Source organism: Paenibacillus sp. 2RAB27 (genome assembly GCF_052115445.1).
Classification (GTDB): Bacteria; Bacillota; Bacilli; order Paenibacillales; family NBRC-103111; genus Paenibacillus_E.
Window position 1 is genome coordinate 79,947 of sequence record NZ_JBFRGR010000003.1, and the last position, 22,741, is coordinate 102,687.

A 22,741-nucleotide genomic window follows, 5' to 3' on the forward strand; every position below is an offset into this window, starting at 1 on the left:
CTTTCTTACTTGGGGCGATATCAACATTTTAGGGAGGGGAAAAATTGAGCAAGAACTTACAGCAGTTATTCGCATTCATCCTCATCATAGCGCTCGTGTGCAGTGCTATTCCGGGTGGCAAAGCTAATGCTTTGGAGAAAAGTGAGGAGCCAGGTTTACTGGCTTGGTACAAACTGGATACGCCTTATGAAGTTAGTGGAAAAAACGTGGCAGAGGATTCCTCCGGCCAAGGCCATCATTCCATCAGTGCAATCGGCACTTGGGTCGAGGATGGTGGGGTATACGGAGGAGCCCTATCGTTTAACGGCGTCTCTGATCTAATTCAGCTGAACTTGGGATCGACGCCAGCAGAATCGTACCTGAAAGATGCCTTCACTGAGCATTCGGCTTCGTTATGGTTTAAGGCCAACGACACGCAAAAGCTGCAGGTGCTGTACGAACGCGGAGGCAATGCGTCGGGTATGGCGTTGCAATTGAATGCGAACAAGCTGGAAGCTGCAGTTGCGAGCGCTGACGTGAGGGGAATTGTATCGGTCGATTTTACGGATACCACCTCTTGGCACCATGCGATGATTACGTTCAATAACGGCGTGTTCACGCTGTACCTGGATGGGAAGGTCGCAGCGACGAAAACTGTGCCGTTTACTAAAGTAAACACGGCGCTTAACGAAGCGGCCATCGGTGCAAAATATGCGGTCTATGCATTCGGTGGGGATAACCAGACTGGAGCTTGGTTCAACGGAATGATCGATAATGTGCGTTTGTACGACAAAGCGGTTACACCGTCGATTGAAGTGACCGGGGTCAGCTTGAATAAGGCACGGTTGACCACGACGGTCGGCGAATCGGTGTATCTGGACGCTTCTCTCCAGCCGTCTTTCGCTAGCAATCGAAATATCACCTGGACGTCCAGCGATGAGTCTGTCGTGACGGTTGCTGTTTATGGTCCAACACAAGCAGCGATCGAAGGAAAAAAAGCAGGCACTGCAACCGTTACGGTGACAACGGAGGATGGACATTATACGGCTGCAAGCGTTGTGACCGTGCTTCCTGCAAGGATCTCCATGCCTTTTGAGGGATTAGACGCTTGGTACAAGCTGGATGCGCCATTCAGTTATAGCGGCAAGCAAGTTGCAGAGGATTCCACAGGTAATGGGCATCATTCTGTAAGCGCTATCGGGAGTTGGCTGCCAGATGGTGGTGTTGATGGAGGAGCCTTCTCCTTCAATGGATTGACAAGCACCATTCAACTCAATACAAATACTATGCCCTTCTTGAGGGATGAGTTTTCCGCATTCACCGCAGCGATGTGGTTTAAGCCGACAGATTTGAATACCAGACAGGTATTGTTCGAGCGCGGAGGCAATGGGGCAGGATTGGCTATTCAAATTAATGGAGGGAAGCTCGAGGCTGCCGTTGTGAATAACGCACCGCTCGATCGAGTCATCCTTTCTACAGAACTGGCTGGTGCGGACGTATGGCATCATGTAGTCGTATCCTTCGGCGGAAAGTCCTTCAAGCTCTACCTTGACGGACAATTAGCCAAATCTACGGTAACGTCTTTTGGCAAAGTTGCCGCAGCCGCTAACGAAGGGGCGCTCGGTGCAAGATTCGCCGTTGACGCTTTCGAAGGGCCGACAACCGGGGCTTATTTTAGCGGGGTTATCGATGATGTACGTTTGTACAATGCCGCTGTCGAGCCTATCTTGGGTGCCGTCCACCCGCAAAGCGTCAGTCTGGATCGGGCTGCGGTCACGATTGGGGCCGGCCTTACACAGGAGCTGACTGCATCGGTTTTCCCGAAGCACGCAACGAATCAAGATCTGATCTGGACTTCCAGCAATGAATCCATTGCGAAGGTGATGTCGAAGAGCAATTTGAAGGCATCTGTGCAAGGGGTATCGGTAGGTACGGCGACCATCACCGTGACGACGGTCGATGGGAAATACTCGGCTCAGAGTAGCGTGACCGTTGAGAATATTCCGGTAGCGGGGGTCGGTCTTACACCTGCGGCAGCAGAAATTCTGATAGGAACGACACAGGCCTTAACATCGACATTCACACCGACGAATGCGACGAACCAGAGGGTGAATTGGTCTTCTGACAACCCGACTATCGCATCGGTGAACGAAGCGGGTGTCGTTACGGCACTTCAGCCAGGTACAGCGATGATTACAGTCACGACAGTAGATGGCGCTCATACGGCTTCTGCGGTTGTGACGGTTAAAGGGATCTCGGTCTTGACGGTCTCACCAAATCACTCGAAAGTTGAGTTAGCGTTGGGGGGGACACATTTGTTGTCAGCCGTCATCTGGCCTAAGAATGCCACGAATCGGAATGTATCCTGGTCAACCTCCGATGCTTCCGTAGCAATGGTTGATCCGAACGGCCGGGTGACAGCTGTCGGTCTGGGCAGAGCGTTCATTACGGGAACAACCGAGGACGGAGGCTTGTCGGCGAGCAGTGAAGTCACCGTCATTTCTTCCGCCATTGAGAAAGTAGATAATCTGTTCAGAGTCGATTCGGGGTCCGACCTTGGCAAGAAGGCTACCCTCTACGACGGAACGATCGAGAAGTATAACGGTTACTATTATGCGATGGGCACCGGAACTTTGGGGAAAGTGTATCGCTCGAAGGATATGATCCACTGGGAAAGCCCGTATCGGTTAATTTCGAATGACCCGAGTACGATGCCGCAGGCGGTGACTCCATCCGATCACAACGAATTAGGCGCATCCGATTTGTTTTTCCATAACGGGGTGATGTTCTATATCTACAATGGTACCTCATTGATCTACGGGGACCCTAGCAAGATGAATACGTCACCGAATTTCGAGTACGCCCTCAAGGATAAGAAGTTTGATGATGGGATTGACCCTCAATTATTCGTTGCGCACAACGGAGATTTAATCTTACTGCGCAAGGTAAATCCGGACGAGGTGGACCCTAATACCGGGGCAGCCAAGCCGGCGAATGCTGGCGCATGGCTCTGGGACGTGCAATCCTTCTTCAACGAGAAGGGCAATCCGGGCCGAAGCAAAGCGATCGAAACGGTTCATACACAGAAGGGCCACTGGGCCAATGTGAACTTCGTCAATTTCGAAGGACCGGAGTTATTTTACCATAATGGCGAGTATTACATGCTGTATGTCGGCAATCAGATGTTCCCGGAAACAGGACTTTATGAGACCGGGGTAGCGCAAGCCGATAGCTACGATAAAATAACGAACGATTCCAAATACCCGGGTAAGCTGCTAGCACGCAATATTGAGGGGCTGCTCCTGAAATATAACGTCATCCTGCCGACGGCCGAGCATGGCAGCCAGCCATATCAATATACCTTTAATGCGCCTCAGGCAGGCTGGAACGCGATTGGCTCCGATTTGAACGGTTGGATGACCGGGGAGGGCGGCTTCGGTTGGCCGGATACGAGAACGGGGAAAATCCCGACCATTTACAACAACGGGAAAACGGCGCCATCCGAGATTTGGGCGCACCCGAGCGGTCAAGCCTCTATGTGGGCGAAACGCTCCTTCCATTTGGATGCTGTGCCGGAGACTACGGTCCTTCGCTACCGTCTGGAAGGCTATGGAAAGCTGTATGTGAACGGCAAGCCATTCTATACTTTCGGTGGTCAGCAGCGCGCCTACAAAATGGTTGAAGTTCCCGCTGATTTGCTTCATGCCGGCGAGAATGTGATCGCCGTAGAGATCAGTAAAAATGGCGGGGCCTCCTTGAATTACTACCATCTAGATTTTGGTCTGTATGATACGAACGGGCATCCTGTGGAACCCGACATTATCGGACCGTCGCAACCGAATATGATTAAGGGGCCGAATGGTTTTGAGGATTGGGTCACCTATAAAGCTTTTTGGAACAGTGATGAAGGGCAAGGGAAGGATCGTGTCTACTTCTGGGATCAAGAGATGGTCGTTGACGGACCAACCTCCTATGATTCGGAAGGCATTCATCCGGAGGCCTGGACACCAACGTTCCAAGACAGGTTCGATTCGGAAGACAGCTTGCCCCATTACGAAATGCCGGAGGCAGGCGTATCAATTGATAACGAGGCTTTGTATGTTAATGCGCCTGGCGATTCGAAACAAGTGCTGCTGAACGGATACGAAGCGGGAAATGTGTTTGTGGAAGCCAATCTTCGATTCGACGACAACGATTTTGGAGATGAGGGGCAGGCGGGTATTGTTGCCTGGCATCAGGATGAGAACAACTATGTGAATGTGTTGATCGACCGCGATGACCGGAAGCTTATCGTCCAGTCCCGCATAGACGGTGATTCGGAAAGCGCGGTCACAGATTTACCGTCGACGTTCGCGTTCATGGAGAATGACTCGCGTGTTAAAGATTACGCGGAGCAATATCATACGCTCAGAGTGTACAAGAATGGTTCCAAATTGTTTGCGGAATTGGATCACTACACGCTTAACGACGATCGGCCGGTGTTTGAGCAGGAGGCAATGGCTGCTCCAGGGCGAATCGGCTTGATCAGCAACAAGGCGAAGGTTCGGATGGATAATGTAACCGTAACGACCGGTTGGAGCGAATACGGTACGTACATCAACGGTTGGGATGAATCATGGTCGGTTTCGGAGAAGGGCTTGCAGTCCCCTGCGGCCGGGGAAGCGATCACGGTCAAGGGTGATCGGACGCTTGGGCATGAATTTTCGGTCAATGTAAATACGKGGGCCTTGCCAGACACTGGTAAAGCGGGCGTCATTCTTGAGTATGTTGACGACCAGAACTACGTGACGGCAAGTACGAATTATGCCACGAACGAATTCGAGTTGCGCAAGATCGTGGATGGTCAGGAGGAACTCATGGCCGTCGCTCCCACAGCGAGAGATACGATCTATGGGCACAGCAACTACGCAGAGAACGGCCAGCGCGAGTATGTGTACGATCTGCGTGGCGAAGCGGAAGTTTCATCGGCCAAGATTCTATGGTTCAATGGTCTGTTCCCGTACATGAACAAGAACTTCGAGCTGCCTGATTCGACATCGGCAAATTTCAAGTTCGATAGTCAGAAGGACGGTTGGAACTCGGTACCGTTCGCATATCAGGACAAGGGAAAAGGTGCTTATCATATCGCCGACTTTACGAACCCTGTAAAAACTAGTCAACTTCGACTGAGCGTACCTTCAGATTTGAATCGCCCGTTCTCCTTCGCCCTTCGTGAAGAGATCAGCGCGCAAAACTTCTATAAGGTTGTTCGATCAAAGGGAAAAATCTACGTTTGGGTGAACAACAATCTGATCTTTGACGCAGAGGATCCTTTCGAAAATAGACCCGCACAGGCAGGCCTTTATTCAGATGGGATTCAGGCGACATACAATGCCTTTACCAGCTTCGACGTATCGGGACAACTCTCCGCTAGCGACAATGGCGGCGATTCTCTGATCGTGAAAGCGGAGGTGGCAGGCCAAGCAGGTAGCAATGGATGGTACGTTTCGGATGTACAGGTTACTTTGCGTCCAGATGGCGAAGGCTTGGGTCATGCTAACATATCCTACAGCCTGGATGCGGGGGACACATGGCACGCGTACAGCGAGCCGATTGTGATTTCCGCTGAGGGTCGAAGTGAGCTTCGCTATCACGCCGACGATGGGGCTGGGAATACGACGGAGACTGCAACGTTGACCATCAGCATCGATAAGACGGCACCGGTCATCGCGTTAAATGGAGCGTCCAACGTGACCGTGCCATTCGGCAGCACGTATCGCGATCAAGGCGCAACGGCAACGGATAATATCGGACCTGTGGGCAAGATTACTGTCACAGGTGAAGTGAATACCAACAGGGCAAGTACCTATACGCTGCGCTATAATGTGTCCGACCAAGCGGGGAACGCTGCTGCGGAAGTAGTACGCAAGGTGACGGTCGGGGAGGAAGAGGATTCTACCGGAACCGAGGAGCCTGTCGACGAAGGCAACCAAACGGGGGAAACCCCTGCTGGAGAAAGCACTGCGCCGCCATCTTCCGGGAGCAAGGAACAGCAAACGGATGTGAGCCCCGAAGAAAATAAGCAGTTGGAGCTGGAAGGCGGAGTAAAGATTCAAATTCCTGCCGGCGCCGTGTCTTCGAAGGGGACGATTCATATCGCGGTCGTTGAACCCGACCAGATTCCCGCGAATGGCGATCTTCGATCGGTTAGCCAGATTTTCGAATTATCAAGTACGACTGGCGATCGGTTTTCAAAACCGCTTGAGATTTCATTCGTCTACGAAGCCAAGCAATTGAAGCCGGGGAGCCAACCGGCCGTGTACTATTATCAAGAAAGCCAGAAGCGTTGGATCTTCATCGGCGGAACCGTAAATGAAGACGGAACGATCCGGGTGAGCGTCGATCACTTCACGAAGTTTGCTGTCTTCTCCTATGAACCGGCAGAGATGAAAGATATGGCGAATCATTGGGCAGCAAGCTACGTTCGTCGCCTCACAGGGATGAATGTCACAGCCGGATACCCGGACGGAAGTTTCCAACCGGAAGCAATCGTAACGAGGTCCGAATTCGCTAAGATGCTGGTTTCGGCCTTAGGTCTTAAAGCAGCTTCCCGCAAAACGAACTTCTCGGATGAAACGGATATCCCTTCTTGGGCGAAGCCGTACATCGTGGCGGCAGTGGAAGCGGGCCTGATTCAAGGCTACGAGGAAGCAGGCACGACTAGCTTCAAAGGTGAGCTCACCGTGACCCGGGCCGAAGCAGCAATAATGACGGCGAGAGCTTTGCAGAACTACGGAAACAGTAAAGCTGGCTTGACGAGCAAGGCACCGAGTTTGAAAGACGCTTCGGACATTCCGTCTTGGGCGAAACCATCGATCGATAAGGCTCTATCTGCGGGCATCCTGAATGGTTACGAGGATGGCACTTTCCGCGCTGGCCAAACAACAACGAGAGGCGAAGCAGCTGCTATGATTTACAAATTGCTGGCCGCGTTGGGCATTTAGCTTTAAGCACGAGGAGAAGGTTGGAAACGGGCCTAATTTGCTCCCGTCAGAAGCTATCCGCAAAAACGCAAAGGAGCTAAGCGCAAACACGCTTAGCTCCTTTTTTATTTCTATTTATGGCTTTTTGAATACATAACAAGGGGCAAATACAAACTGGATTATCCTAGTTTAAGTAGACAGAACCCTCAGGTAAAACAGTATCCTTATCGACCGCAATGATGCCTACTCCTCCGGGGATGTAAACTGCGACTGTATCCTCATCAATTAAATAACGGCCCGGCACATAAATATCATGGACAAGGGTGTAAACATAACCATTCATATACGTGTAGGTTGGTGCCTCCATTGCTGTCTCGGTTGCGGCGCTAATGACGCTCGGAACCATTAAACACGAAGTTGCAAGAAGCAAAGCCAATTTTGTTTTGAGAAATTTCATCTGTACCACTCTCCCAGTCTGTAATATGTATTTTAACTTTATAAAATATATATAAACGATTTCCATATATTTGAATCAGCCCATGATGATTTTATTGTTGATGGAGCAGATCCGTCGCTTTTGAGCATCTCATGGTGTACAAATCTCATTAAACATATATTAAGTCTGCAAATTTAATTTGCAGGCTTTTGTAATATGCGGGTTGCGAGTTAGGTTGGGATGTGGGGAGTGGGAATGGTGTAGGAGTAGTTGAAGGAGATTAGATGGATTTTCTGTAGTTAAATTTTAGGATTTTTCGATCAAACGCAGTTTAGATGGATAACGTACAGTTAATTTTAACCATTTTACCCGATCTGAGAAAAAGAGTCAGTTTTACCTACATGTTTTACAGTTAATTCGAGTTTTTAAGGAAATTTCGCGTAAATAGCGGTATCTTTTCCAGTTAAAATGTTTCACAGGATATGGTGGCTATATCTCCCCCATTAACACATTCATCCTTTAACGGCAGTGTACTAATAAACCCGTGGAACCCCAAAAATTCACAGACTGTTCACTTATGAAGAGGGTCCTGCAGCCGCTATACTAACAAGGAAAAAGAAAGGATGATAGAACTTGCCAACAACGAAGAAAGAAGAATTTTATTTTGGATTGATGATGTGCTTTGGAATGGTTGTATTTATGACAATGTATAATCTATTTACACACGGCTTGATGGGGAGCCTATCAGTGTCGGAGATTTTCATTCAACTTGTTCAAATTTTTATTATTGCAACCTTATTGGAATTATTTGTTGTTGGTCCTGTGGCCAAAAAATTGGCGTTATCAATACCCTATGACAAATCTAAAAAGGTGTTTGTGATTCTCTTCTTAGCATTTTTCATGGTGAGTGGAATGGTTCTCTGTATGTCCTTATATGGATTGGGAAATGCTTATTTTTCTGATAGCTTGCATGGAGATTCATTGCTGGAGAGTTACTTTACTCTAGTCTTTAAAAATTTTATTTTCGCTTTTCCTCTCCAACTCATTATTGTGGGGCCGCTTGTTCGGTATATATTTGTTAAGGTAGTTAAGAAAAGAATTGCGGTATCTTTGCGCTAGATGAAAAACGAAGCCCTAGGGAATGAATCCCAGGGCTTTGTGTCGTTTGTTAATCACATTAATATGTTTATAGGCAGAGTTGTTTTTCTTGACAAACTTACCAGGGAAACGAAAATCGGTGCCGCGCACTTTTCCGACTCAATGTACCCGTAAGTACGAGTGTGGCGAAATAGAGAAACAGGGAACAGACGATGGAAGTGATCACGCACCATAATTGTGGCATACCATTGCTGACAAAATAGTGATAGGTCCAGTTTCCGCAAAGCATCATCAGTATCATGGAGATCGCAACCTTGACATAGGGACGAATACTCCAATAAAATCCGATCGAGCTTGAGATGGAAAAGAAGTTCAACAATGTTTGTATCACAATACCGATACCGATACCGTAAGCAACGCCAATAATCCCATATTGGCTGCCAAACACGAAGATCGCGACACTCTTGAATAAGGTGGCTATGACATAATTCCACAGGGTAGCTTTCGCGCGGCCGAGCCCAAGTAGAATCGCATGAAGTGGCGCGTCGAAATAATGCAGGAAAAACATAGGTGCCAGTATTTGTAGTAGCACGCCTGCTTCCGGCGCATGATAGACAAGTGTCGTTAGTGGAGTTGCCCACACGTACAAGATAACAGTCGCTGGGGCGCCGATCAGGAGTCCCAAGATCATCGCTTGATTCATCCGCTCATGGATGAGCAGACTGTTCTTGTTCGCCGCGGCCTCGCCAATTGCAGGAATGAGCGCGGTGGACAAGGACTGCGTGATAAAGCTTGGCATGAACAGCAGCGGAAACGCATAGCCAGCCAACATCCCGAATTGCTTCGTGGCTAACGCCGTGCCGATGCCGGCCAGTGCCAGGCTGGTCGTAATAAGCAGCGGTTGGAAGGTGCTGTACAACGAATGAATCACACCGTGACCGGTCGTCGGCAATCCGATCTGAAGCAGTTCGCCGAGCGTGCTTCTTCCTTGTTTCAAGTGGCTTGCCCAAGTCTCGCCAGCCATCTTCGATTCGCCGTAAAGCTTATAGCTTGCCACCAGAAATAGGAGGCTGATCGCTTCGCTGACGACAGAGGCAGCCATCGCTCCGGCAGCCGCATAAGCGACGCCATAAGGGAGCAAGAGGTGGACTAGCGCGAGTACGCAAGCAATTTGAACAGTATGCTCCAGTACATCGGAAGCGGCAATGGTTTTCATTTGCTGCATACCACGGAAATAGCCTTTTAAAACAGCGGAAACAGCGACAATCGGCGCGATCGGCGTAATGGCCAGCATCGCGTAATACGCGCGTTGGTCGCTTAGCAGAATGGATGCAATCCACTCCGATCCGAATAACGATATGGTCGTGAGCGCTACACTCAAGAAGCCTGTGACAGCAAGTGAGACATGCAAGATGCGCCTCACTTTCATCCGTTCGCCACGAGCGTTGGCCTCTGCGACCAATTTGGAAATGGCCACCGGCAATCCAAGCTCCGTAATCGTAATGACGAGCGGGACGAGCGGATGAGCCATCATCAAGATGCCGATTCCCTCTGCGCCCAGTACGCGAGCGATATACATGCCGCTGATAAAACCGAGAATACGGTTGATGAAAGCAGCGACAGACAAGACGAACGTTCCTTTCATGAACGATTGCCCATGTTGTGACATGACGTGTGTCCTCCTGGTTATCGAATACTTACATATGTATTCAATAATTGGAAAAGCATGCGAACAAGCTGATGATGATGCTTTTTTGCAGGTGACAGCGCTTCGTATATTGGTTCTTATGTATGTACAACGATTCGCAGGTTGCCMTCCGAAAGATAACGTGCTATCATTATCCTGACGAACGTTCGGAAGGAATGATGATATGACGGCAACACGGATCAAAGAAGTAGCGCGCACTCATTTCGCTAAAAATGGCTATGAAGGTGCATCGCTTGCAGATATTGCTACGGATGTAGGGATCAAAAAACAATCCATTTACACGCATTTTAAAGGCAAAGATGAATTATTTCTTGCGCTGTTTGATGAGGTGTTGGCGAAAGAATTGCATTTTGTTCATACGTATCTCGACAACAACAAGCATCTTTCAATAGATCAACTACTTTATGAGTTTCTGATTCAATATCAAGATCGTTATGAACAGGATGATAATACGAAATTTTTCTTGCGGGTGGCGTTTTTCCCACCGTCCCATCTCTATGATGAGATCGTTAAGCAAGGTTACGACTATATAGACACGATTGAAACCATGATAATGCCGCTATTTGATCAAGCTTTGCACAATGGGACCATTAGCCCTGAAGTTAGCAGCGATACGGCCACAGTTGCTTTCTCTGCGGTATTAGATGGCATGTTTGTGGAATTACTATTTGGAGGTTGTGCTCGGTCGATGAAAAGGATTGAATCTTCCTGGTTCGTCTTTTGGCGTGGTATCAAAAAGTAAAGTAAGCAGTAGGAGGGTTATACACATGAATCGTTATTGGATCTATATTTTTGTTGGTGTCATTTTTGAAGTGATATGGGTGACAGGATTAAAACATTCGGATACGACATGGACATGGATCGCTACGGTCATTGCTATGTATATTTCATTTCATCTCGTTATTAGTGCGTCTACCAAACTGCCGGTGGGAACCGTATATGCCGTCTTTACAGGCATGGGGACAGCGGGAACGGTCATCGTGGAAATGCTATTTTTCGGAGAGCCATTCCAGTTACTTAAAGTATTCCTAATTCTACTTCTATTATCCGGTGTGTTTGGATTGAAATTTGTGACAAGCGGTGAGAAAGGAGCTGCAGTCTAATGGGTTGGTTTTTTCTCGTTTTTGCAGGGATGTTTGAAGTTGTAGGTGTCGTAGGAATGAATCAAATAAATAAAGCGAAGAATATTCGTAGCTTTGCTATTTTCATCGTAGGTATTGTTATGAGTTTTGGATTTCTAAGCCAAGCGATGAAAAGCTTGCCAATGGGTACCTCTTACGCGGTCTGGACTGGGATTGGGACGGTTGGAGGTGCAGTCGTAGGGATGTTGTTCTATGGGGAATCTAAGAATTGGAAGCGAATTGTGTTCATCGCGATGGTGCTCAGTGCTGCAGTAGGATTGAAATTAATAGCTTAATATATAATCGGCGTGGCCGAAGTTGCGGCAGGTGAGACAGCCACTGGACTGTCGATTCATGTTTAGATGGAGAAAATCCAGTTAGTTTGCGGGGAGCAGGTTTACTCATCGGTGAATAACGAGAAAAAGGCTGTCTCCGAAAAGTCATAAATTGACTTTGAGACAGCCTTTTTAATCTTCATACAAAACTACATCTATGTAAGAAAAATCACTTTCATCTGCACGAATTCCCTCGCATCTAGTTACTTTCAAGTAACTACGCACATTGAAGTGCCTACTTTTCTGATGAGCGGCATGGCCCTACAATGGGTCTATGGCATTCACCAGAATTGCAAATAGAGGGAGAGATTCTAGATGGAACTGCAATTGGCACTAGATTTAGTAGATATTCAAGGCGCGAAAGAGATTGTAAATGAAGTAGCAGCCTATGTAGATGTCGTGGAAATTGGTACACCAGTTATTATTAATGAAGGTTTACGAGCTGTCAAAGAATTGAAAGCCGCCTATCCTCATGTCAAAGTACTGGCAGATCTCAAAATTATGGATGCTGGCGGTTATGAAGTCATGAAGGCATCTGAAGCGGGAGCCGACATCATTACGGTGCTGGGCGTTTCAGATGATACGACGATCAGCGGAGCCGTCGCTGAAGCAAGAAAGCAGGGAACCAAGATTATGGTCGACATGATCAATGTGCCCGATATGGCCAAACGAGCACAAGAAATTGATGCACTAGGCGTAGATTATATTTGCGTTCATTCCGGTTACGATCACCAAGCGGCTGGAAAGAACTCGTTAGAAGACTTAGCCACAATTAAGCGAGTGGTTAAACAGGCTAAAACGGCTATCGCCGGAGGAATTAAGCTGCACACGCTCCCCGAGGTATTGGCTGCAAGACCTGACTTGGTCATTGTCGGAGGGGGAATTACGGGGCAAGAAAATCGACAAGCAGCGGCTGCGGAAATGCAGCGGCTGGTGCAAGCGGCAAGGTGAGTTCATGATTCCTTCTAAAACGGCAGGGTCATCAAAGGTAGCAGCTGAGGTTTATCAAGCATTTCAGCAAATTAATGAAGATGAAGTTACAGGGCTTGCCGAGCGGATCATCCAAGCGAACAGGGTTTTTGTAGCGGGAGCGGGAAGATCGGGACTAATGGGGCGTGCTTTTGCCATGAGACTTATGCAGCTGGGTATTCCCGTCTATGTTGTTGGCGAGACGGTTACACCTGCGATAAAAGCCGGCGATCTACTCGTTATTGGCTCAGGCTCAGGGGAGACTACCCCGCTAGTCGCCTTTGCCAATAAATCCGCTTCGCTTCATGCGGAGGTTGTCTTGATTACGCTGACTGCACACTCGACCATCGGGCGAACAGCGAATCATACGATTACGCTGACTGGAGCTCGCAAAGATCAAATTGATGCCGATGTTTCCATACAGCCTATGGGGAGTTTATATGAGCAAACGCTGCTTTTATTTTACGATGTAGTGATCGTAAGCCTCATGCAAATGCTAGAGATGGATACGAGCAGGATGTATGAAAATCATGCAAATTTAGAATAATATCATGAGGTAGAAGGCTTCTTCCTAACTACTGTATAATGAGTATGTAGAGAGGAGGCCGTGACAAAGTGGCACTAGAAGTCAAAGAACGCATTAATTTACAGGATATTAATTGTGAGAAAGAACTTACACTGGCCGTTATCGGAGGAAAGTGGAAGTTAATCATTATGTGGCATCTGGGATTGGAAGGGACGAAGCGCTTCGGAGAGTTAAAGCGGCTCATCCCCGGCATTACTCAGAAAATGTTAACGAATCAACTTCGCGAGCTGGAAGAGGACCTTCTTATTTGTCGTGAAGTATACGCGGAGAATCCTCCTAAAGTGGAATATTCCCTGACTGGGTATGGGCAAAGTCTGATGCCTTTACTGCAGATGATGTTCGATTGGGGTAAAAGTTATAGAGAGAATGTCATTCAAAAAGACGATTCAGTCAGAAGCTAAGAGAGGTCAGTTACATGACTTCTCTTTTTTTTGTCGTTGTAGGTGGGAACAAAAATCTGGTGATCGAAGGTTATATTTGGTAACATAAACCTTGAAATAGGAGTCTGAAAGCGCAGACATCTGTCCGAGGAGGAAATGAGCATGATTCAAGCGATCCGGAGTTCATTGGAATGGAAGCTTATTCTAATTATCTTTGCCACTATTTTTATAACGGTAACCGGGGTCAGCACATTCAGCTTCATTAAAAGCTCAGAGGCGATCGATAATGATGTGGTGCGTTTCAGTAATCAGATTCTGAAGCAAGCGAACCTGAACTTGAGCCGATATATCAGGGATAATGAACAGTTCTTTCGCACAATTAGCGGAAGCAGGGAGTTTCAGGATTGGTTAAAGACAGGACCTGATGATCCATATGGCCTCTTTGATAGCTACCAAAAAATAGAAAAAACATGGATTACCCCCTTCACCACCTATCATCCAGAGACCTTGTCCATCAAGTTGTATAACGAGAATGGGAACGAGAGCACATATCGTAACGAATACATGTGGGAATCGATTCTGGCACCTTACTATTCGATGAAGAATGAATCATGGCTGGGTAGTATGGAGCTGACAGGGAAGTTTTCACGCTATTATGGTATGGACGACAAGTATACCGATAAAGCGGGAAGGTCGAAGAGCATCCCTATTTTAACGTATGCGCAAAAGTTTCGTTTTGCCGAACAAAACGGTTACTTGGCGATTGATATTTCCCTTCTGGCTACACAAGAAATATTAAATGAAATACAGCTGGGCGAGCACGGGCTTGGCATGATTGTTGATCAATTTGGAACGATTGTGTCCTATCCCGACCCTGGGCAAATCAATACAAAGCTGGATCCGGGCATTTTTACGAATATCAGTTCCAACCTCTCTGGTTCCTATTACAGCGCCAAATCGAAACAAATGATCGTTTATCAAACGATCACAGGTACCGACTGGAAAGTGATTGTTATTGTACCTTACGGAGATTTGGCTAAAAGTATATCTAATATTCGTCATTTGACGATAACGCTTACAATTGGGGGGCTGTTGATTGCTTCCATTCTTGCGTATTTAACCTCTCATTCCATAACTCGAAGACTGAAACAACTGCGCAGAACGATCAAAATGACGAAATTGGATCAATTCGATGTCCGTGCTCAGGTGAGCGGGACCGATGAAGTGGCCGAGCTTGCATCAGCCTATAATTTACTTCTAGATCGCATAGAAAACGCCATTATTCAGCTCGCTGAGACCCGTCTTGTCCAGCAGCATGCTGTATTGTCTGCCCTGCAATCACAAATTAATTCCCATTTTTTATATAACGCACTGGAATCGATCAATTCTATGGCTCATTTGGCCGAACAACCCGATATTCAACAGACGACGATTGCCTTGTCTAACATGCTGCGGTACACGTCTAATTATCAGCAAACCATTGTTACAGTAAAGGATGAGTTTGACCACTTAAAAAATTACTTTTTTATCATTCGTATTTTGTACGGTGACAATATATCGTTAAGTCTTGAACAAGATAGTTCCGTAGAGGATGCGCAATGTCTTAAAGCCATTATCCAACCATTCGTTGAAAACAGTGTGAAACATGCTTATGAAGTGACAGGGGATCGTTTGCTGATTCGGATTTCGACAACACGTTGGAAAGATCGATATGTCCAAATCGTCATTGAGGACAACGGGATCGGATTTTCCGAGGAAAGGCTGAATACGATTCAGCAGGCTTTGGGCATGGGGGAGAAGGAGCAAGACTATATGCGTTTTTCCCGAATTGGTGTACTGAACGTTCACTATCGGTTGAAAATGTTTTATATGGAGCCGGAAACAGGCGTTTCTGTCGAGCCATTATTGCCAGAAGGCGGGACGCGTATTATTATTCGTTTTCCGTATCGATCCTTAGAGGGGGTTATAACATGATTCGCGTGCTTATTGTAGATGATTCCATGTTAATCTGCAGCAGTTTGTCTAAATATGTATCAGGCTATAACGATACAACGGTCGTGTCGGGAACGGCTTCAAACGGCGTTAAGGCGTTGGAATGGCTGGAGGAAAATTACGCGGATTTGTGTATCACGGATATCCGAATGCCAGCTATGGATGGATTAGAATTGATTGAACAAATCAATCGGCTTTATCCGTGGATGAAATGCATGGTCGTTTCCAGTTATGATGATTTTCAATATGCACAACGCAGTATCAAGCTCTTTGCACTGGACTATATTTTAAAACCGATTGATCCACGAGCCTTTAATGAGTCTTTGAGCTCGGCGACGGATCGCATTATACAGGAACGAAATCACGAGGCTGCCCAATTGATACTGCGCAAACTGCCGGTGAACCGATCGTGGATGGAACGATGGATCGAGCATATCCAAACGCTGCGGAGTGACATGATGCCGTTGCTCATTGTCGAAACGCTTGAGTTACTGGAAGGATGGGTGGCAGGCAACTACTATTTATTAAATGTACTTTCCAATCTATGGCTGCAAACTGTCATTGAAGAGATGGCGAAAGACAAGCTTCGACTGGAGCTGGATGAGGGGAAGGACTTGGGGCTTGGGGAGCATTTGCTGCGCCTTCATGCTATTCGCAGTTATTTTCGCTTATGCGCAGTTAGAAGGCTGGAAGAGGGTGCTAATAGCTTGATGTCCGTCATGCGCGGCATCCGTGATAATCAGTCGAGTAAGGTTGTAGACATGATGAAACAATATATTCGGGGACATTACGGAGAAAAAATCAATTTACAGGATTTGGCCGACTTCGTTTCGCACAATAAAACGTATATGTGCACCTTATTCAAAGCAGGAAACGGACATGACCGTTTGGCAATTTATCGTGGTGGAACGGATGAATCATTCGCGTGACTTCTTGCTGAACTCCCAATTAAAAGTGTACGAAATCGCAAATCGTGTCGGCTACGAAGACGTCGACTATTTCACGAAATTATTCAAAAAACATTTCGGTTTGAATCCGCTTGATTACAAAAAGCGAATGGAATCATAATTCATCATTATCCCACACACCGAACGGTGTGTTTTTTTTGCCCAATCTCCCGAATATCGTCAGGTATAAACGAAAGCTTATCCGGTATGAGGTAAGTTTCCAGTCCCTTATAATAAATTCAGATAGATAGTGAAAGGAATGGATTGGATTGAACAATAAGTTGCTGCCAATACCAAAGCATGAGGCCTTACTTACAGAAGCGTTAGATGTTTCCACGGGTGTTGTTAAGTCATCGCTTTCCCGATATCTAAGGAGAAATCATCCGTTGTACCTTATGCTGCTGCCGGGAATTTTGTATTTTGTTATATTTAAATACATTCCATTGCTCGGAAGTGTCATTGCGTTCCAGGATTACAATATTTACAAAGGATTCCTTAAGAGTGATTGGGTTGGATTTCAATGGTTCGAGCAGCTAGTGACGTATCCACAATTCAAGCGACTAATTGCTAATACGATCATCTTAAGTTTTTATCAAATTATATTTTCGTTTCCTGCTCCAATAATACTCGCTTGTTTGTTGAATGAACTGAGACATCTCGCGCTTAAACGCATGGTTCAAACGTTGCTTTACTTGCCTCACTTTTTATCCTGGACAATCGTTTACGGCTTAGTTTATATGATGTTCTCTAGTCAGACAGGTTTAGTTAACCTGGTGTGGACATCGCTAGGACATGAGCCAATCAGTTTCCTGCAAATGCCGGAATATTTCCGCACTTTGCTTATCAGTTCTGGCATCTGGAAGGAGATGGGGTGGAGTACAATCATCTTCTTGGCAGCCTTGGCAGGGAACAGTCCTTCCTATTATGAGGCAGCGAGAATTGATGGGGCAGGACGATGGAAGCAGTTCGTGCATGTCACATTTCCAGGACTTTTGCCTGCTATTGTTATTCTACTGCTGCTCAAAATTGGCCACGTGCTGGATGTTGGCTTCGAGCAAGTGTATTTATTCTTAAACCCAACTACGATCAGGGTAGGTGAAGTGTTGGATACTTATGCCTATCGGCAAGGTATCTTAGGGGGTCAGTACAGCATCACAACCGCGATAGGGCTGTTTAAATCGGTCATCGGATTCGCTCTTTTAATCACGGCAAATCGAATCAGTAAAAAAGTTTCTGGGGAAGGGTTATTCTAGGTGGTCGTATATGAAAATTAGAAAATCATTCGGTGAAAAAGTTTTCGATTTCTCTAACGTTAGTTTTCTCATCCTGATTACAGTTACAGCCATGCTCCCGATCCTTTACGTTATCGCAGGCTCGTTCAGTTCCTCGAACGCTCTTGTTCATAATAGAGTCCTATTATGGCCGGTAGAAGCGACCCTTGCTAATTTCAAGCTAGTCGCGAATAATAGCACCTTCTGGAAGGCAGGATGGATGACTGTCCAAATCGTAGTGATAGGTACCTTGGTCAATATGGTATTCACGATGATTACGGCTTATCCGTTGTCCAAGATGGATTTAAAAGGAAGAAAGTATTTTATGCTGTTAATCATCTTTACGATGATTTTTAATGCCCCGATCATACCGTCGTATTTGCTTGTGAAAAACTTATTTCTGTTAAATTCCATATGGGCTCTCATCCTGCCGGGTGCCATTAGTGCCTTTAATATGATTTTATGTATTACGTTTTTTCGTACGGTTCCCGATGATCTATTCGATGCAGCGCGTGTGGATGGCATGAGCGAATACGGCATGGTATGGCGTATCGTCGTACCCTTGTCGATGCCGATTGTCATGACGCTTCTGTTGTTTTATGCCGTGGGCCATTGGAATAACTATTTTGGTCCGCTCCTGTTTATAAATGATCGCAACAAACAAACGCTGCAAATGTACCTATACTCGCTGATTGCTAATGGAGATTCGGACTCGACAGCGGGGGCGGCTGCAGAAGGCGGCATCAAGCTCTCTCCGGTCGCCATTCAAATGGCCACGATTGTATTAGCCACCGTGCCCGTTGTACTGATATATCCTTTTTTGCAGAAGCATTTTGTTAAAGGTGCGTTGCTAGGTTCTGTCAAAGAATAACTGAATATTCAGGCATATGCCTTTATAGATCATTAAGAAAGAAAACCTAGGGAGGGTAAGAATATGAGTTTCAAAAAGAAATGGGGCAGTACGGTTTGCCTAACGTTGTCTACAATCGTGCTTCTCACTGCATGTTCTTCGGGTAATGAGGGCAGTAGTTCTAGCGCAACGCCGAGTCAAACAAGTACGCAAACAAGCGCTTCGCAAGCGCCTGCAACACCAGCAGCACCAGTCAAAATCCGCGTGTTCGCAAGCGATGTTAACCAGCCGATTCCAGGTGGGAAGTCGATGGATGACCCTACGATGAAATACCTGGCTCAAAAGTCGAATACGGATCTGGATTGGGTATTCCTTCCGCATGGGCAGTATGGGGAGCAGGTTAGAATTAATTTTGCCAGCGGTGATATCCCTGATGTCGTCGGAGGTTGGGGCATTAATTATGAATTATTGCAAAATGAACAGATTATCCCATTAAACGATTATATTGATAAATACGGCCCCAATCTGAAAAAGGCGATATCGCAAGCCGCTTGGGACGAAGTCACAACGGGTGGGAAAATCATGGCGATTCCAGAAGGACAGCTAGGAAATAATGTTCTATATGTCCGTAAAGACTGGATGGATAAGGTTGGTATTGCCACCCCGCCCCAAACGCCTGATGAATTGTTGACGATGCTGCGGGCATTCCGTGATAAGGATCCGAATGGCAAYGGCAAAAAAGATGAGATGCCGATCTCGGGTCGTGAAAAGTTCAGCTGGGTTGACAATGTGATGACCATGTTCGGTGTGGATGCTTTCAACCGTGTATTAGTTAATGGCGAGGTAGTGCCATCGGTTATTAGTCCTAATATGAAGCAAGCGCTTGGATTTTTCCGAACATTGGTTGAAGAGAAGCTGATTGACAGCGAGTTTCTGACAAACAAACGGAATGTCTGGGAGCAGAAGATCCAGAATAACTTGGTTGGTGCTTGGGTGCACACACCTTCGCTTGCTTGGGATTGGCAGGACAAATTGAACAAGTCTCTTCCGGGTATAGGAGCGAATGTGATTGCAATTCAAACTCCGAAAGCGCCGGGTGTAGAAAGTTCTGGTACTTCAGTTCGTGCATCTAATAAGTCGTTCATGGTCACCAAAGCCGCGAAAGATCCAGCTGCGATTGTGAAAATGTTGGATTGGCTCGTTAGTCAGGAAGGTCAAGAGTTTGTTAATTTTGGGATACCAAACGTAACGTACAAGAAGGATGGCGGCAAAATTTCCTATGATATCAAAAAGGATACAGATGACAAAACGGCACTTTGGCGTCCGAGTACCTTCAATCTAGTCGCCTACAACAGAGACTTCCTGGAAATTCAATTGGGCAGCAAGGAAGCAGCCGACAAAATGGATGCGGCTTATAAAGTCGCCGCTGCAGAAGGAATGAAGAGTATTGTAGCGGGTCTCCCTCCTACAAAATTACCCGCAAAGCCTGAATTGGAATTTAGCGGTACGCTTTTCCAAGAAGCAGCCGCTCAGATCATGCTGGGCAAACAACCGCTCGATTACTTCGATACGTATGTGAAGCAATGGAGAGCACAAGCCGGTACAGAAAGAATCAAATATGAAACTGACTGGTATAACAGCATTAAGAAGAAATAATTTCTGAAAAGTTGTGATCATATAAGCAAAGGAGAAGACGGAAGAAAGGGCGGTATGGCGTGCCCTTTCTTCCGTCTTTTTTTATCTCTAGCCTATGGCGTCGGCCATCGCGCGTTAGCGCACAAATATTGTGCGCAAGTGAAGCGGCCCCGTCGGCCGTCGCGCGCTAGCGCACAAATGTTGTGCGCAAGTGAAGCGGCCCCGTCGGCCRTCGCGCGCTAGCGCACAAATATTGTGCGCAAGTGAAGCGGCCCCGTCGGCCATCGCGCGCTAGCGCACAAATATTGTGCGCAAGTGAAGCGGCCCYGTCGGCCATCGCGCGCTAGCGCACAAATATTGTGCGCAAGTGAAGCAGCCCCGTCGGCCATCGCGCGCTAGCGCACAAATGTTGTGCGCAAGTGAAGCAGCCCCGTCGGCCATCGCGCGCTAGCGCACAAATATTGTGCGCAAGAGAAGCAGGCCCGTCGGCCATCGCGCGCTAGCGCACAAATATTGTGCGCAAGTGAAGCGGCCCCGTCGGCCGTCACGCGCTAGCGCACAAATATTGTGCGCAAGTGAAGCGGCCCCGTCGGCCATCGCGCGCTAGCGCACAAATATTGTGCGCAAGTGAAGCGGCCCCGTCGGCCATCGCACGCTAGCGCACAAATATTGTGCGCAAGAGAAGCGGCCCCGTCGGCCGTCGCGCGCTAGCGCACAAATATTGTGCGCAAGTGAAGCGGCCCCGTCGGCCATCGCGCGCTAGCGCACAAATATTGTGCGCAAGTGAAGCCGCCCCGTCGGCCGTCGCGCGCTAGCGCACAAATATTGTGCGCAAGGTAAGCCGCCCTCGCTTGTGTTTTTGTGCACCCAGCATGGGCGATTATCTCATGTAATCTGGCAAGATAACCTCGCGGTTCGTACCATAAAATGTATCATCATGTCCGCTTATTCGTTGACAAAACTGTTCGAATTTATCCCATGAATCATGGATATCGAATTCATAACTATGTCCCCATATATAAAAAATTTGCGGCTTATCAGGCTTTAAGGCAATAAAAGTTTCAGCAAGCTTCTCCATTTGCTCCCATTGTTGATGGTGATAAACGGTTGGATTAAATCTAAATAGGTTGTCTTGCAGGTCAAAATGATAGGTAGACGTTGTTGTTCTTGCGTATTGAAGGGCTGTTTGGTTTCTTATGACATTCGCAACGTAATCATTGTTGTTCACGCCCCCACCTGGGTAGGCCATGCCAACCACATCATAGCCCACGATTGCCTCCAAATTTCTACAATCTTCTACCACCTGCTTCACGATCTCGGTTTCATCCAATTGAGTAAGAAGTGGGTGAGTTAAGGTGTGCGCTGCGACTTCATGTCCGTGGTAAACTTCTCTTACTTGATCTCTATGAATTTTGGTATGATTAACGGTTTGTCCTTCCCTGATAAGGGTGTTGTCCAATCCGAGGAGTTCTGAGTTAAGATTAAAAGTTGCTTTAAGTCCGTACTTATTAAAGATTTGAATCAAACGTATATCTTGGGTCACACCGTCATCGTAGCTGAATGTAACAGCCTTCATTTTTCCGTTAAACATGTACATCCTCCTTAACTTCTTACGCATTTCTCCGACCGTATCATCGAAAGAAATCCCTGTCAATCCTAACTTTCCTATTGAACCATAATGCGAGCTTGTCCGTCTAAATTCTATAAAACATACAGATAGCACTTACAGGAGGAAAGAGAAATGAGATTCAACAATAAATGTGGGAGATAAAAGTCTGAATTTGGTAGATGAATCAGGCGCCGCCATAGAGCCATTCAACGTGGATGGCACGACATATTTCCCGGTTAGAGCAATTTCAGAGGCACTAGGTAAAACGGTGGAATGGGACAGCGAAACGAACACGGTATATATTGACAAATCACAAGCACAAAAAAATAACGGGCTCCACGTGCTGAAACCTGAAATGGTTAAAAACGCAGATTTGGAAAAGGCGATCATGGCGACGCTTAAAATGGATGATAAGGACGCGAAAGAAACCCAATACTACTATAATCATATTGATTTAAATGGCGATGGGAATGAGGAGGTATTCGTTCAATTGACTGGACCTTATACCAGTGGGTCGGGCGGAGATACCGGTTTACTTTTCCAACAGGAAGATCATACTTTTAAATTTCTTCAAAAGTTTACCTTAATCCGCAATCCAATTATCGTAAGTACGGAACAAACGAATGGATGGAATAATCTCATACTTCAAGTGTCTGGCGGTGGGGTTGCCTCCCACTACGTTCAACTGAAACATGATGGTACCCAATATCCCAATCCGTCAGATGCTGTTGAAATGGATGCAAACGCAAAAATAGAAGGTACAAGCATAATTAACTTGGATCATATCGCGTATGAGAATAGAGAAGGATTGCATTTAAAATAAGATAAACGCTCCCCACATGGAACAGTCAATTATGGTCAGA

At 46.8% G+C, this 22,741-nt stretch carries 18 protein-coding genes; 15 read left to right on the forward strand and 3 right to left on the reverse strand.

The annotated features are described in order from the left end of the window. The first annotated feature begins 44 nt into the window (after window positions 1–44). Complete coding sequence (locus tag AB4114_RS05600) at window positions 45–6,962, forward strand: Ig-like domain-containing protein (RefSeq protein ID WP_441987538.1); 6,918 nt, start codon at window positions 45–47, stop codon at window positions 6,960–6,962. Window positions 6,963–7,125: 163 nt separating this feature from the next. Here the strand turns inward: AB4114_RS05600 and AB4114_RS05605 are convergent, their stop codons facing one another. After that, window positions 7,126–7,398, reverse strand: a complete 273-nt coding sequence (locus tag AB4114_RS05605; RefSeq protein ID WP_441987539.1) for a hypothetical protein — start codon at window positions 7,396–7,398, stop codon at window positions 7,126–7,128. 612 nt (window positions 7,399–8,010) lie between these two features. Between AB4114_RS05605 and AB4114_RS05610 the strand changes: the two genes are divergently transcribed. Then, entirely contained in the window at window positions 8,011–8,496 is a 486-nt protein-coding gene (locus tag AB4114_RS05610; RefSeq protein WP_441987540.1) for a hypothetical protein, read from the forward strand. A 97-nt stretch (window positions 8,497–8,593) separates the two neighbouring features. Here AB4114_RS05610 and spoVB read toward each other — a convergent pair whose 3' ends face one another. Next, window positions 8,594–10,144: a stage V sporulation protein B gene (gene spoVB, locus AB4114_RS05615; protein WP_441987541.1), complete on the reverse strand. Its 1,551-nt coding sequence runs from the start codon at window positions 10,142–10,144 to the stop codon at window positions 8,594–8,596. A 202-nt stretch (window positions 10,145–10,346) separates the two neighbouring features. Here spoVB and AB4114_RS05620 point away from each other — a divergent pair, with 202 nt between their 5' ends. The 12 genes from AB4114_RS05620 to AB4114_RS05675 all read left to right on the forward strand — a co-directional run bounded on the left by AB4114_RS05620 (window position 10,347) and on the right by AB4114_RS05675 (window position 20,290). Further along, a complete protein-coding gene (locus AB4114_RS05620) occupies window positions 10,347–10,925 on the forward strand; it encodes a TetR/AcrR family transcriptional regulator (protein WP_441987542.1) in 579 nt (192 codons plus the stop codon). A 25-nt stretch (window positions 10,926–10,950) separates the two neighbouring features. Beyond that, the gene (locus tag AB4114_RS05625) at window positions 10,951–11,286 is read left to right on the forward strand and encodes a DMT family transporter (protein WP_171631668.1); all 336 of its coding nucleotides are present in this window, start codon (window positions 10,951–10,953) and stop codon (window positions 11,284–11,286) included. Further along, window positions 11,286–11,600 (forward strand): DMT family transporter, encoded by a 315-nt coding sequence (locus AB4114_RS05630; RefSeq protein WP_441987543.1) that lies wholly within the window; start codon window positions 11,286–11,288, stop codon window positions 11,598–11,600. Before AB4114_RS05625 ends, AB4114_RS05630 begins: the two co-directional genes overlap by 1 nt. Window positions 11,601–11,954: 354 nt before the next feature. Next, complete coding sequence (gene hxlA / locus AB4114_RS05635) at window positions 11,955–12,590, forward strand: 3-hexulose-6-phosphate synthase (RefSeq protein WP_441987544.1); 636 nt, start codon at window positions 11,955–11,957, stop codon at window positions 12,588–12,590. A 4-nt stretch (window positions 12,591–12,594) separates the two neighbouring features. After that, window positions 12,595–13,155 carry a 6-phospho-3-hexuloisomerase gene (hxlB, locus tag AB4114_RS05640; RefSeq protein ID WP_441987545.1) on the forward strand — a complete coding sequence of 187 codons (561 nt, stop codon included), beginning with the start codon at window positions 12,595–12,597 and terminating at the stop codon, window positions 13,153–13,155. Between the two features lie 68 nt (window positions 13,156–13,223). Continuing rightward, a complete protein-coding gene (locus AB4114_RS05645) occupies window positions 13,224–13,595 on the forward strand; it encodes a winged helix-turn-helix transcriptional regulator (RefSeq protein ID WP_171631661.1) in 372 nt (123 codons plus the stop codon). Between the two features lie 141 nt (window positions 13,596–13,736). Continuing rightward, the gene (locus AB4114_RS05650) at window positions 13,737–15,548 is read left to right on the forward strand and encodes a sensor histidine kinase (RefSeq protein WP_441987546.1); all 1,812 of its coding nucleotides are present in this window, start codon (window positions 13,737–13,739) and stop codon (window positions 15,546–15,548) included. Next, window positions 15,545–16,495, forward strand: a complete 951-nt coding sequence (locus AB4114_RS05655) for a response regulator (RefSeq protein ID WP_441987547.1) — start codon at window positions 15,545–15,547, stop codon at window positions 16,493–16,495. Before AB4114_RS05650 ends, AB4114_RS05655 begins: the two co-directional genes overlap by 4 nt. Continuing rightward, window positions 16,479–16,634 carry a helix-turn-helix domain-containing protein gene (locus AB4114_RS05660; RefSeq protein ID WP_441987548.1) on the forward strand — a complete coding sequence of 52 codons (156 nt, stop codon included), beginning with the start codon at window positions 16,479–16,481 and terminating at the stop codon, window positions 16,632–16,634. The genes AB4114_RS05655 and AB4114_RS05660 overlap by 17 nt, the downstream gene beginning before the upstream one ends. A gap of 148 nt (window positions 16,635–16,782) precedes the next feature. Beyond that, entirely contained in the window at window positions 16,783–17,766 is a 984-nt protein-coding gene (locus tag AB4114_RS05665; protein ID WP_441987549.1) for an ABC transporter permease, read from the forward strand. A gap of 10 nt (window positions 17,767–17,776) precedes the next feature. Continuing rightward, complete coding sequence (locus tag AB4114_RS05670) at window positions 17,777–18,655, forward strand: carbohydrate ABC transporter permease (RefSeq protein WP_441987550.1); 879 nt, start codon at window positions 17,777–17,779, stop codon at window positions 18,653–18,655. 63 nt (window positions 18,656–18,718) lie between these two features. After that, window positions 18,719–20,290, forward strand: coding sequence for an extracellular solute-binding protein (locus AB4114_RS05675; RefSeq protein WP_441987551.1), 1,572 nt, complete (start codon window positions 18,719–18,721; stop codon window positions 20,288–20,290). 859 nt (window positions 20,291–21,149) lie between these two features. Here AB4114_RS05675 and AB4114_RS05680 read toward each other — a convergent pair. Next, window positions 21,150–21,860: a polysaccharide deacetylase family protein gene (locus tag AB4114_RS05680; protein WP_441987552.1), complete on the reverse strand. Its 711-nt coding sequence runs from the start codon at window positions 21,858–21,860 to the stop codon at window positions 21,150–21,152. A 190-nt stretch (window positions 21,861–22,050) separates the two neighbouring features. Here AB4114_RS05680 and AB4114_RS05685 point away from each other — a divergent pair, with 190 nt between their 5' ends. Next, window positions 22,051–22,701 carry a stalk domain-containing protein gene (locus AB4114_RS05685; RefSeq protein ID WP_441987553.1) on the forward strand — a complete coding sequence of 217 codons (651 nt, stop codon included), beginning with the start codon at window positions 22,051–22,053 and terminating at the stop codon, window positions 22,699–22,701. The last annotated feature ends 40 nt before the right edge of the window (window positions 22,702–22,741 follow it).